We start from the raw sequence: 12,268 nt of genomic DNA on the forward strand, positions 1-12,268 counted from the left end.
TTCGAGTCAAAGCTATTCGAGTCAGTTCCCTAATTTTAAAACCAAATTCGCGCCCATGAAATGGCTCAAAGGCCTCTTAGCACTAGTGCTGGGCCTGCCCCTGCTCATTCTGTTTATTGCTCTTTTCGCACTGTTCCTTGAGAATAAAAGCACTGCCTATCTGAATATTAAGGATCATCCCGAATGGAAAAATCAATCCTGGTGCATTCGTCATGTAAACATTATCCCCATGAACCAGGATACTGTTTTGCTAGATCAAGACCTCATTGTTGAGGATGGCATCATCACCGCTATCGGTCCCAATTTGGAGGCTAACAACCTGAAGGTGATCCATGGTGGAGGCGCCTATCTCAGTCCGGGCTTAATAGACATGCACATGCATCTTTGGGATCGGCATGAACTGGGTCTCTACCTGGCCAATGGCGTTACCAGTGTTCGCAGCCTCTTGGGAATGCCCTTTCATTTGCAGGTAAAGGAAGAAATTGAATCGGATGAAATTATGGGCCCTGATTTCTATACTTCATCTCCCCAGCTTTCTGGCCCGGAGGACGGCGATCCCCTTAAGAAGCCAGTTAGTAGCCCGGAGGAAACGCGGGCCCTGATTCAAGGTTATCAAAACCAGGGCTACGACTTCATAAAAACTTACAATCTACTCGAAAAAGACTGCTTTGATGCGGCGATCGCCGAATGCGAAAAATTGAAAATCCCCTTAATCGCCCATCCCAGTTTTAAGGTAGATTACAGTTACCATATGCAGCCAGGCATTAGCAGTGTTGAGCATACTGAAGATATCTTTCAGCAAGCTTTGGACTATCAATACGATCGCGAAAAATTAGATCTGGTGATCGCAGATTATGCCCAATCCCAACAGGCGCTTTGCCCTACCCTCACCGTATTTTTCAACCTTTCTGAAATCTATCGGCTCAAAGAAGATTTCTTAAAACGAGAGCAAAATCATTATATCAATCCCTTTATCGAATTTGCTGCCGGCGACTATGAGCGTCATATCGCCCAATTGGAGGCAGATAGCAGCGCCGGGGATCGCATTTGGAAACAGCATCAATTCCATTTAGAGATTGTCAAAAAACTGCATGAAGCTGGTGCTTTTATTATTTGTGGCACCGATGCGGGCATTGTAGGTACGGCAGCCGGCTATTCCATTCACCATGAATTGGAATTCTACCGCCAATGTGGGATGACCAATTACGAAGCCTTACGAACCGCCACCTGGAATCCCAGTAAGGTGCATCCACAATTCAAAGATTGCGGGAGTATAGCCATCGGCATGAAAGCCAATTTCATTTTAAGCAGCCAAAATCCTTTGGAGCAAATCAGCAGACTGGAAAAACCCATTTGGGTAATGCAAAAGGGACGCAAGCTTGAGGCTAAATCCCTTTCTGAATTTGAAGCCAAAGCTCACGACCGCTCTAATTTATTGCCACCGCAGTGCGGGTGCTCAAGTATATGTTTTGGGATAAATAAGAGTGGGGGTGCATTTTAAAAACGAATAAATGACAAGAGAAGAAGCTCAACCAGAATGGGAGAAAATTGTCGACATGGGATTCGCTGACTATGAAAAACTGTCAAGAGAACAACGAGTTTGGTTCAATGTCGAACCTTTAACAACTGACGGACTTTGGGATCACTACATGAATCATGGTGCGGACAAAAACTCAGACACAATTGACGATTTAGAATATTTAAACTTCTCTTCAGTAGCAAATCAATTGCGAGAATTTAATAAAACATACTTTCCAAATGGAGTTCCAGCAGGTCCTGACGCAAGACAAGATGAATTAGATAAATTCCCAGAAGACCAACTCGAAAATGACATAGAAGAAATGGATGACAAATTTTGGAAGGAATCAGAAAACTTAGAAAAGGCTCTTCTCGAACATATTAATCATACAGGAATAGGAAAATAAAAAACGACACCACAACAAAGCATATAGCTTATGGCGGGAGAGCGGCTGCCAGCAAGGTTTTCGCTAAGTAGCCAGCTTTAGTTTCGGTGGACAGGAAAGTGCTTCAAAGCCGCCACAATCCATTTGCAAAACGTTGTATGCCATTGAAATAAAAAACTAACTGCACGTTCAAGCACATTTGCTGCTCCGTTCCTCTGCGACAGAAGAACTTTCTCCTTCAATTCCCTCCTAGGTTATCATTCTTTGTAGTAATTAATTATTTTGTCGCAATTGTTTACTATTTTTGCGACAGAAAGAAACAAATTCGGTCAATGCAAAGTATTGAGGATAAAATAGAAAAAGCGATAAAATCAAAGCAAAGAGGCGTACTACTCTTTACAGACGACTTTATTGCCTACGGTTCTTCAAAGGCAATTCAAAAAGCATTAGAGCGCCTAACAAATAGAGAAGTAATTCGAAGGGTAGCTAGGGGAATTTTTGTAAGACCGATATCGAGCGAATATATAGGTGAAGTGATGCCTACAGCAGAAGAAGTTGCTAGGGGCATTGCTAAACGAGATAAAATCAAAATTGTGCCTACTGGTTCTCATGCTCTGAACAAATTGGGATTAAGCACACAAATACCACTAAAGCTTGTATATCTAACTGATGGTTCTCCACGTGAGATTCAAATAGGAAAGAGAACAATTAAGCTCAAAAAAACAACACCAAAGAACTTAATGGCTAAAGGCAAGATAAGTAGTCTGGCTATTCAGGCATTAAAAGAAGTAGGACAGAAAAAAATAACAGAAGAGTTCGAAGAAAAGATTATCCAGTTACTCAAGAAGGAAAAACAAAAAGAGCTAGAGCATGATATTCCATTAGCTCCAGTTTGGATTAGAAAAATCATGCAAAAAGCACTATGATCAAGTTTTCACAAATACCAGATGATGAAAAGAGAAAGATCTATCAGGATGTTTCTAATGAAATAGGTGTACCACCTCAGGCGGTTGAGAAAGATGTTTGGGTAACACTTATGCTTAGAATGGTGTTCTCATCAGAACTCGCACCTTATCTAATCTTTAAAGGAGGCACATCATTAAGTAAAGCCTTCGACCTGATAAAACGGTTCTCAGAAGACATTGATTTAGGAATTGACAGAAGATACCTTGGGTTTGAAGGAGAATTGAGTAAAGGACAAATTCGAAAACTAAGACGAGCAAGTCACACTTTCGTTTCAGGCGAATTAATGGGGATACTGAAAAAGCAACTAGATGAATATGGAATAGATGACAGTCTGTACGAGTTGGTAGTAGAAAACACACAGATTTCTGACCAGGACCCCGAAACCATTTTAGTGAATTACAAATCGCTCTATGAGGAGAATGAAATTCCATATCTCCAACCGAAAGTTAAGATTGAAGTAAGTGCACGATCATTAATAGAACCATACCAAGAAGTTGAACTCCAATCATGGATAGATGATCAATACCCGGATGCAACATTTACAGATGGTTCATTTCCGGTAAGTGCCACAGATCCACAAAAGACCTTTTTAGAAAAACTGATTCTACTACATGAGGAATTCCAAAAACCAAAGGAGAAAGTCAGACACTTTAGAATGTCGAGGCACTTCTATGACATTGGTCAAATTCTAAAAACAGAACACGGCAAACTAGCATTGGAAAATCAAGAGCTTTTTGAAAGCATCATTGCACACAGAAAAGCATTAACTCCAATGAAAACAACAGACTACGACACACTTAATTTAGAATCAATCAATATAGTTCCTGCAGATGAACACCTGGATAACTTCAAAGCAGATTATAAAGAAATGATCGGCAGCATGATTCAAGGAGAATCAGGTGAGTTTGAAGATTTATTGAATGAGATTTTGAAGAAATTTAAATAAACGAAATGAATAAAATAAAAACGGCATACAACAAAACCTATACGCAATGCCCTTCGGGACACTGCGCATAGCCAAACCGTTGGCAATAATTTGAAAAAAATGAACGAAAAGACACGAAAGGTAGTAGCAAAAGAAGTGCTTCTTGCATTCTCAATCTTTGGAGTTTTACTAATAACCTTTCTTGGAATCTTTATTTTCAATTCTGTTCAGGGAACTAAAGCTGTCAACATCAGAGATAAAGCCTATGCTATAGAAAAACCTTTAGACAGTATCCATGCGGAAATAAGAAAAATCGATGGACTTCCACCCTTGGAGTTACTCAAACGGAAGAAAGAACTTTCAGAAAAGAAGGACTCATTGATGAAGGAACATTATAGTTATCATAACAGTAAATTGGACTTGGACGAGTCAATGGATTTTAGCAAAATTATCGTTTTCATTGCGCTAATCGTTTTGTACCCAGTTCGTGGAATGTACTTATTGCTTAAATGGGCAGTTTTGACATTAAAAAAATAAAAACTATTGCCAACAACGCATATATCTTATGGCGGGTGAACGGCTACCATCAAGGTTTTCGCTTCGTAGCCAGCCTTAGTTTCGTGGGACAGGAAAGTGCTTCGAAACCGCCACAAGCCAAATGCAAACCGTTAATCTCTATTTAGCCCCGCGCCACCACATCCAAATTCCGAAGCCTAATTCGGCCACGGTCATGGGTAGACTTAAACCTAATTCCAAGGCATCTAAACTATGCTGAGAGATTAAGGGAAAGGCCTTTAAGAAATGGATTAAGCTATAGCTGATCCCGGCGATATAGAGCAAAAAGCCCCATACTTTCGGCAAACCGTATTGCCTATAGACCAAGGCTCCTAGCGCAAATAAGTGGGCTCCAAAGAGAATTAAACCGGCCGACCAAATGGCTTCGAAGGATTGAATTTTATGGTAAATGGCTTCCGCCGAAAGGCCTTCATTAAAAATTCCCACTTGTACTAATTGACTTATAGCTCCAGCCAAAACCACTGAATAAGCTAAACGCAAGGCAAAAGTCCAATTGGCAAGGCGCTTTTGGTTCGGGCGAAAAAACTGCCAAATAGACCAGCTTACCACTACATCCAAAAAGAGTATAAATAGCCAAAGCGCGGTTTCCATCTGAAAGAGGCCCAATTTGCTTTTCAGGTTCGCAGCGGTGGCTTGAGCATCACCTTCTGTCCAAATTTGAGGATGGAGATACCCAAAGGCCAAACCAGCAGCCAGGGCCATTAATACAATTGCGATTCCAGTGATTTTTGCCGCCGTACGCGGTGACTGATTTAAGCTAAATACTTGCATTTTGAATGTTTTTAAGGTTCTTATTTCTGAATGCGGATGCCGCGAATGAGCAACCAAAGGCATAAGGAGAGTTCACCAATTACACTGGGGATCACTACCATAATCTCGAAGAAGCCGCTGTAATCATTGTAATTCGCAAGGCTAAAGCTGGCCACGGAATCAATCACATAGACTAATCCAGCCAACTGAATCATCAAGCCAATCCAGGAAGGGAAGCGAGGCGATTTCAAAATCAGATAGCCCATAATCATTAAGTGCAGGCCAAAGAAGATCAAACCTAACAACCAGGTATCATCAAAACTTTGGGTTAAATGATCTACCTGCCGTAGAATGAAAAGCTCATCGCCATTGTAAGGCTTGCCTAGTAAGCGCAGGAAGGAAACCAAATCCATGAGGGCCACCGCAAATACCGCGGCATTCACTAAGCGTAAGGCCGAGGAAATCATAGCCAAGCTTTGGTTTACAGAGCGCAATAAAAGGTAAAAGGGAACCGCTAAAATGGCATCCATCAGCACCATCAGCACGAAGCTTAAGATGGCCAGACTCAACATCCCAGGTGCGGCCTTAAAATTAGCCCAGGTAAGACTGGGATCACCAGGTATTACCATCGCCTCTACCACAAAGCCAGTGGCAAAAAAGGCGGTAATAAAAATCAATAAGTATCCAAGCCCTGTCCAATGGGCCATTCGTTTTAAGTTTTGCATGATTGGTAGTTTTTAGGAATGAGTAATGATGATATTGCCTTTCTTATGACCGGCATCGATATAGGTATGCGCCTCCGCTAATTTTTCGAGGGGAAACTGACGATCGATTACCGTTTTATGCTTGCCTTCCGCGATAACTTCCAAGAGATGGGATAAGAGGGCACGTAATTCTGCTGGCTTGAGCAATCCGGTGGCAGCGAAGAGGGCTTTTTTATCGGCCTTGCGACTCAGCAGCATCTGCCATAGTAAGGGCAAGCTCATTACGGGAGACAAGTATTTACCGCCCTTTTTCAAAGCCCCTTTAGCCTCCGAGAATGAAGACTTGCCAATGGTATCGTAAATCAGATCATAGGCTTCAGTGCGAGTAGTAAAATCCTCCTTGCTGTAGTCGATAACATGATCTGCTCCCAAGGATTTTACCAAACCCACATTGCGGGTACTGCATACTCCGGTCACCTCGGCGCCATAGTATTTCGCCAATTGCACTGCTGAAGTTCCCAAGGCACCGGAGGCCCCATTAATTAAGACCTTCTGCCCGGGCTTAACCTTTCCAACTTCGCGCAAGAAATTTACTGAGGTTACCGCGCCATCCCCTAATGGAGCAGCATCGCTAAAGGAAATAATTTCTGGCAGGTGCATAAGTACATCATCCGCCGAAGTAAGTAGGTACTCAGCATTGGCGCTAAAGCCCAGGGTGGTTTCACCAAAAACACGATCGCCGGCTTTAAAATCCTTTACTCCTTCACCTACGGCTTCCACCACTCCAGCATATCCGGTTCCGGGAATGGGGTTTTTAGGTTTGGAAATGCCCGTAAATAAGCGCGCCACATAAGGTTTACCGCTTCGCATTTGAGTATCAGCGCGAGTAGCAGCCGATACTTCTATCTTGATTAACACCTTACCCGGTTGAACTTCCGGGCGGTCGATTTCTTCCAAACGGAATACTTTAGGACTTCCGTAGCCCTGTGCCACGATGGCTTTCATTTTTAGGTTTTGCTTCGTCATCATCTTCAATGGTTTTAAATTGATTATCCATTTTGACGAGGCAAAGATTCAGCGAAAGCTTAGGGCAGGCGTTCGCCATTCCATGCGGCAGGTTCGGAATTATAAATCGGTACAAAAAGAAATGCAGAACTAAGCTTGATGCTGATTCACAAAGGCTTTGGGCGTTAAGCCCGTTTCCTTTTTAAAGCTGGTATTGAATACGGTTTTAGAATTAAAGCCGCTCTCATAAGCCAAGCCCAATAAGGAAATATGGGAATTGGCAGGATCCAAGGCCAATTGCTTAAAGGTGTTAATCCGATAGGTATTTACGAACTCATTAAAGTTCTTCCCAAAGCTTTCATTCAGTAGCCAGGATAACTGATTGGGATGCAATTGCAATTGACTACTTAAGCTCCGCAGGCTAAGCTGAGGATTTAAATAAGGCTCCTCTTCCGCCATCAGCTTTAAAAGCTCCTCCCGAAACTCTTGCTCCGTGCTTTCATCCATTAAAGCCTGCTTGCTGCTCTTCTGTTTCTCACGGGGCAGCTTGCCATAGATTTTCGAATGATAAAGTCCAAAGCGACTATCCCCACGCAAGGCTTCGGCCAAGGGATCGCTAAAAGACAAAAGCAAAATGGCGCTCTTCATCTCCAATGCCTTCTCCAGCCAATCAAAAGCTTGATCCGCCTCTCCCTTAATCACGTATAAAAGGTAGAGGTAACTATGTTGTTGAAAAGCCATCGAATCCTGAGCTTCAGCTTCCAATTGCTCTTGAATGACTGTCGCTTCCGCCGATTGGGTTTCATACAACCACAAGGCCTTAATGCCTAAAAGATCCCCTGGTGTAATCCACTCTGATTGCTGCTCTAAAAGTTGCTGAATCGCAGAATATTTGCGCAGTTTCAACCAAACATAAGCTCGGGTAATAAGGGCGGGTAAATTTTGAGGATTGCGCTCGAGGAGACTGTCTAATATCGATTCTGAACGAGTGTATTCTGCCGTGCGGTAAAAATAATAGGACTGATAAAACAAGGTTTCCTGATTCAGGGGATCCCGATCCAAAGCTCGTTTCAAATAGCGTTCAGCCAATTCAAATTCGCCAAACAACATGTAGAGGAAAGCTAAAAACTGCAAACCTTCGGGATAGCTCGGGTCGCATTCCACCGTTTTTAGAGCATGCTGAAAACTCGCCTGATAATCCGCTTCCGTGAAGAAGGAGATATTTGCTAATTGATAATGGGCTCCGGCGGCATTAGGATCAAGCTTGAGCGCCTCCTGAGTATGTGCTACCGCCTTGCCCCAAGCTTCTTGATAATCCATGGCTTGGGTGGTGGCCAAAAATCCATAGGCATCGGCTAAACCAATATGGGTATTGGGCTGCTGTGCATCCAGCTTTAAAGCTTCCTCCCAATTTTCAATAGCCAAGCGAGCGTCCTGGGCGTTCCACTTATTAAAATGAAAGCGCGCTTTAAGATCATGCTCGTAGGCCGATAAATTAGTAGTGGCCGGAAAAACCAATTGATCACCAAATTCCAGGTGACCAAATTGCTCTCTTAATCGATCCGCAATCAGCAGGCTTATTTCATCCTGAACCTCAAATATATTGGCCAATTTACGATCCCAGCTTTCCGACCAAAATTGATAATCCTCATCCGCTTTAATCAACTGAGCTGACACCCTTAAAGTATCGCCTGCCAAACGAATACTACCCTCTAAAATCACCGCTACCTTTAATTCGCGGGCAATCTCCGAAAGAGGCAAATCCTTATCCTTAAAATAAAAACTGGAGCGACGGGAAGTCACTTTCAAGCCTTCCACCCGAGTTAAAGCATGGATAATCTCCTCACTTAAACCCTCACTGAGGTATTCATTTTCAGCATCCCTACTTAAATTCCGAAAAGGAAGAACGGCAATGGAAGTTTTAGACATGTTTGGCGATTGGCTGAGCAAGTTAGGAAAGGCCGCGGATATTTTCTTAAAACTTCAAATGGCGAATAGTCTCCCCATTATTAATTAGTTGCCTTAGTGACTCAATGCCAATCTTCACATGATTCTGATCAAAGACCTTTGAATTTACAGCGTCTTTTTCCATGGTTTTCACCCCATCCGGAACCATGGGCTGATCCGTTACCAGCAGCAAGGCCCCGGTAGGAATCTTATTGAAAAAGCCCACCGAAAAAAGAGTGGCCGTTTCCATATCAATGGCATAGGCTCTAATCTTGCGCAGGTACTTTTTAAAGTTCTTATCAAATTCCCAAACCCGGCGATTGGTGGTATACACCGTACCGGTCCAGTAGCTGATATCATGATCGCGAATGGTGGTACTAATGGCTTTTTGAAGAGCAAAAGAAGGCATGGCCGGAACCTCGGGCGGGAAATAATCATTGGAGGTTCCTTCACCCCGAATGGCGCCAATTGGTAAAATCATATCCCCAATCTTATTGCGCTTTTTCAGTCCACCACATTTCCCTAAAAAGAGTACGGCTTTAGGGCTTATTGCCGAAAGGAGATCCATAACGGTAGCGGCATTGGGCGAACCCATTCCGAAATTTATCAGAGTGATTTCACCGCTAGTGGCCGAAGGCATACTCTTATCCAAGCCTCTAATTTCAGCGCCCGTTACATCGGCGAAAAGCTGCAAATAATGCTGGAAATTGGTAAGTAAAATATAGGAGCCAAATTCTTCTAAAGGCACACCGGTATAGCGTGGTAGCCAATTATCAACGATTTCAGATTTTGTTTTCATAGGGATCTTTTAGGCCTTTAAGATAATCGCCTTTCGGCGGATGAGAAAATAAAAAATGTCAACTCTACTTGACTTTTGTAAATAAAACTTTACTTTTGTCAAGCAAACTTTACATAAACTAAAACATAAAAATGAACGCACTTCACGAAAAACGACAAGCCCAACGTCAAAATGCCATGCGCAAATTGGGTATGTGGACCACTGCCTGGGTAATCAGTCAAGCCATAGTAGTATTTGGTGGCAGCCTGGCCTGGCCAGAACTTACTAGCTTAAAATTGCTAAGCATAGGCCTAAACATCATTCTGGGCCTGATGATGATTGGCGCTAATCGCAATCTGATGAAAACCATGGATGAGCTAGAGCGCCAACAACAATTGGAATCCATGGGCATTACCTTGGGGCTTACTCTGGTTGTGGGTTTAGCATTCAGCTCCCTCCACATCATTAAGCTGATACCTTTTGATGCCGAAATCTCCTATTTGGTCATGTTTATGGGCATTACCTATTTAGTTAGCCTATTGATCAACAAAAAACGCTTCCAATGAAAAACCGCATTCGCGATCTACGAAGCGCCAAAGGTCTTACTCAAGAGGATCTGGCTAAGGAAATTGGGGTGAGCCGTCAAACCATTAATGCGATTGAAAAAGGGAAATTCGACCCTAGCTTACCCACAGCCTTCCGTTTATCCCTACTCTTCGAAACGCCTATTGAAGGTATTTTCGAATTCGAGGAAGCTTAATCACTCAGCTCCCCGCAGATATTTTCGAGATAGGCCTGTTCAAAGTCTTTGCCATGTAGCCCCTGCGCCAAAAGCACCATCGCCTTGGTTAAGGCCGCTTCAAGCACCATATCCCCGGCACTGATCAGGCCTATTTCCTGGAACTTTCTACCGGCTTCATATTTCGACATCTCCACTTCACCGGCAGAGCACTGACTTACATTAATCACCGGAATCCCTTTTTGGATCACATCGGCCAAAGCCTCTAAAAGCCAGGGATGCCCTGGAGCATTGCCACTTCCAAAGGTGCGTAATATGATTGCCTGATTGTTCGGATTCTGAATGAGAGGCACCGCCAACTCTGCCTGCATACCCGGAAAACAATGTAAAATCGCTACTCGGGGATCCAACTCCTCCAAAATCTGGAAACGACCAATACTAGCCGGCATAATCGAATTGCGATTGTACTTTATCTGCACTCCGGCCTCTGCCAACAAAGGATAATTTGGAGAGCGGAAGGCTTCAAAATCTTGAGAACTCACTTTTTGCAAGCGATTGCCCCGGTATAAATTGTATTCGAAATACACCGCTACTTCCGGCACCATCGGACCGCCCTCTACATTGGTAGCCATGGCAATCTCCAAACTGGTTAAAATATTCTCCCGAGCATCCGAACGCGGAATCCCCACTGGCAGCTGACTTCCGGTTAAAATGACCGGCTTAGCCAAATTTTGCAGCATAAAGCTCAAAGCCGCCGATGTATAGGCCATGGTATCGGAACCATGCAAAATCAAGAAGGCATCGTAATTCAGATAATCAGCCTCAATGCGCTTGGCAATCCGTAACCAATGCGCTGGGGTCATATTCGATGAATCTAAAACCTCATCAAAACTATCTGCCTCCAATTGAGCAGGAAATTCGCGCAATTCTGGAATAAAGGATTGCAAATTCTCAAAGCTAAAGGGATGATAAGCCCCATCGCTTTTCAGAATCATCCCGATCGTACCACCCGTATAAAGAATTAATATGCGCCGACGGTTCGTGCTCATAGCTGAAAAATCTTGCGGGCATTCGCCGTGGTTATGGCATCAACTTCTTCTAAGGGTCGCTCATGCAAGTCGGCAATTTTTTGGGCAATATAACTGAGATAGGCCGGCTCATTACGCTTGCCGCGATAAGGCATGGGCGCTAAATAAGGAGCATCAGTTTCCAGCACCAGGTCCTCTGTTTGCAATTCGGCAACCACCTTGTCCAGGCCACCATTTTTAAAGGTAACTACTCCCCCAATACCCAGTTTCAGGTTTAAGCTTAAAGCCTGATGCGCCTGATCCAGGTTTCCGGTAAAGCAATGAAAGATGCCAAACAGATCATCCCCTCGATGTGATTCCAAAACTTCGAAGGTTTCATCAAAGGCATCCCGACAATGAATCACAATAGGTAAGCCCATTTCCTTAGCCTTGCTGATCTGTAGATCGAAAGCAATTTGCTGCTCTTTAATAAAGGTCTTATCCCAATAAAGATCGATACCAATTTCACCTACCGCATAATAGTGGGTATCCGAAGTCAATTCCTCCCAAACTACGGCCAGTTCTTCCTCATAATCCGCCTTCACATGACTGGGATGCAAACCCATCATTGGGTAAATATGATCATGATCGGCTGCCAGCTTCTTTAAAGCAGCCACACTTTCCTTATCAATATTAGGCAAGAACAATTCTTGAACACCAGCCTCAAATGCGCGCTGCAAAAGGGCTTCCCGGTCTTCGCTAAACTGTTTTAAATAGATATGAGTATGGGTATCAATCATAGGCAGCGAAAGTAAGAAATGCCCATCGTCTGCCGAACCAGGCCCGAAATTAAAAAGCTAGCCAGCATCAAAGTCCGATTGAAGCAATTCCAAACTAAAAAGCTCAATTTCAATTACTTTAAATATCAATGTCGATCTAGCACTATTAAAGTCAACCCCCTTAAACC

Annotated in this window: 14 protein-coding genes; 7 read left to right on the forward strand and 7 right to left on the reverse strand. The window is 43.3% G+C overall.

The annotated features are described in order from the left end of the window. The first annotated feature begins 55 nt into the window (after nucleotides 1–55). From ACO05P_RS10745 to ACO05P_RS10765, 5 genes are all read left to right on the forward strand, one after another. Nucleotides 56–1,501: an amidohydrolase family protein gene (locus ACO05P_RS10745; RefSeq protein ID WP_421750737.1), complete on the forward strand. Its 1,446-nt coding sequence runs from the start codon at nucleotides 56–58 to the stop codon at nucleotides 1,499–1,501. A 10-nt stretch (nucleotides 1,502–1,511) separates the two neighbouring features. Continuing rightward, a complete protein-coding gene (locus ACO05P_RS10750) occupies nucleotides 1,512–1,925 on the forward strand; it encodes a DMP19 family protein (protein WP_421750739.1) in 414 nt (137 codons plus the stop codon). A gap of 311 nt (nucleotides 1,926–2,236) precedes the next feature. Next, a complete protein-coding gene (locus ACO05P_RS10755) occupies nucleotides 2,237–2,830 on the forward strand; it encodes a DUF6088 family protein (RefSeq protein ID WP_421750741.1) in 594 nt (197 codons plus the stop codon). Further along, nucleotides 2,827–3,816 carry a nucleotidyl transferase AbiEii/AbiGii toxin family protein gene (locus ACO05P_RS10760; RefSeq protein ID WP_421750743.1) on the forward strand — a complete coding sequence of 330 codons (990 nt, stop codon included), beginning with the start codon at nucleotides 2,827–2,829 and terminating at the stop codon, nucleotides 3,814–3,816. The genes ACO05P_RS10755 and ACO05P_RS10760 overlap by 4 nt, the downstream gene beginning before the upstream one ends. A gap of 99 nt (nucleotides 3,817–3,915) precedes the next feature. Continuing rightward, complete coding sequence (locus tag ACO05P_RS10765; protein ID WP_421750745.1) at nucleotides 3,916–4,332, forward strand: hypothetical protein; 417 nt, start codon at nucleotides 3,916–3,918, stop codon at nucleotides 4,330–4,332. Nucleotides 4,333–4,470: 138 nt separating this feature from the next. Here the strand turns inward: ACO05P_RS10765 and ACO05P_RS10770 are convergent, their stop codons facing one another. The 5 genes from ACO05P_RS10770 to ACO05P_RS10790 all read right to left on the reverse strand — a co-directional run bounded on the left by ACO05P_RS10770 (nucleotide 4,471) and on the right by ACO05P_RS10790 (nucleotide 9,576). Then, nucleotides 4,471–5,142 (reverse strand): DUF4386 domain-containing protein, encoded by a 672-nt coding sequence (locus ACO05P_RS10770; RefSeq protein WP_421750747.1) that lies wholly within the window; start codon nucleotides 5,140–5,142, stop codon nucleotides 4,471–4,473. 20 nt (nucleotides 5,143–5,162) lie between these two features. Continuing rightward, nucleotides 5,163–5,846, reverse strand: coding sequence for a DUF4386 domain-containing protein (locus tag ACO05P_RS10775; RefSeq protein ID WP_421750749.1), 684 nt, complete (start codon nucleotides 5,844–5,846; stop codon nucleotides 5,163–5,165). A 12-nt stretch (nucleotides 5,847–5,858) separates the two neighbouring features. Further along, the gene (locus tag ACO05P_RS10780) at nucleotides 5,859–6,854 is read right to left on the reverse strand and encodes an NAD(P)-dependent alcohol dehydrogenase (RefSeq protein ID WP_421750751.1); all 996 of its coding nucleotides are present in this window, start codon (nucleotides 6,852–6,854) and stop codon (nucleotides 5,859–5,861) included. 126 nt (nucleotides 6,855–6,980) lie between these two features. Further along, nucleotides 6,981–8,759, reverse strand: a complete 1,779-nt coding sequence (locus tag ACO05P_RS10785; protein ID WP_421750753.1) for a helix-turn-helix domain-containing protein — start codon at nucleotides 8,757–8,759, stop codon at nucleotides 6,981–6,983. Between the two features lie 46 nt (nucleotides 8,760–8,805). Further along, nucleotides 8,806–9,576 (reverse strand): AMP nucleosidase, encoded by a 771-nt coding sequence (locus ACO05P_RS10790; protein ID WP_421750755.1) that lies wholly within the window; start codon nucleotides 9,574–9,576, stop codon nucleotides 8,806–8,808. Between the two features lie 131 nt (nucleotides 9,577–9,707). Here ACO05P_RS10790 and ACO05P_RS10795 point away from each other — a divergent pair, with 131 nt between their 5' ends. Together ACO05P_RS10795 and ACO05P_RS10800 are read left to right on the forward strand one after the other, a co-directional pair. Continuing rightward, nucleotides 9,708–10,121, forward strand: coding sequence for a hypothetical protein (locus tag ACO05P_RS10795; RefSeq protein ID WP_421750757.1), 414 nt, complete (start codon nucleotides 9,708–9,710; stop codon nucleotides 10,119–10,121). After that, nucleotides 10,118–10,315 carry a helix-turn-helix transcriptional regulator gene (locus tag ACO05P_RS10800; protein ID WP_210760051.1) on the forward strand — a complete coding sequence of 66 codons (198 nt, stop codon included), beginning with the start codon at nucleotides 10,118–10,120 and terminating at the stop codon, nucleotides 10,313–10,315. Before ACO05P_RS10795 ends, ACO05P_RS10800 begins: the two co-directional genes overlap by 4 nt. Here ACO05P_RS10800 and ACO05P_RS10805 read toward each other — a convergent pair. Next, complete coding sequence (locus ACO05P_RS10805) at nucleotides 10,312–11,343, reverse strand: asparaginase (RefSeq protein ID WP_421750759.1); 1,032 nt, start codon at nucleotides 11,341–11,343, stop codon at nucleotides 10,312–10,314. The genes ACO05P_RS10800 and ACO05P_RS10805 overlap by 4 nt on opposite strands. Continuing rightward, nucleotides 11,340–12,101, reverse strand: a complete 762-nt coding sequence (locus ACO05P_RS10810; RefSeq protein WP_421750761.1) for a TatD family hydrolase — start codon at nucleotides 12,099–12,101, stop codon at nucleotides 11,340–11,342. The genes ACO05P_RS10805 and ACO05P_RS10810 overlap by 4 nt, the downstream gene beginning before the upstream one ends. Between the last annotated feature and the right edge of the window lie 167 nt (nucleotides 12,102–12,268).

Origin of the sequence: Croceimicrobium sp., assembly GCF_965228705.1 — a bacterium.
Classification (GTDB): domain Bacteria; phylum Bacteroidota; class Bacteroidia; order Flavobacteriales; family Schleiferiaceae; genus Croceimicrobium.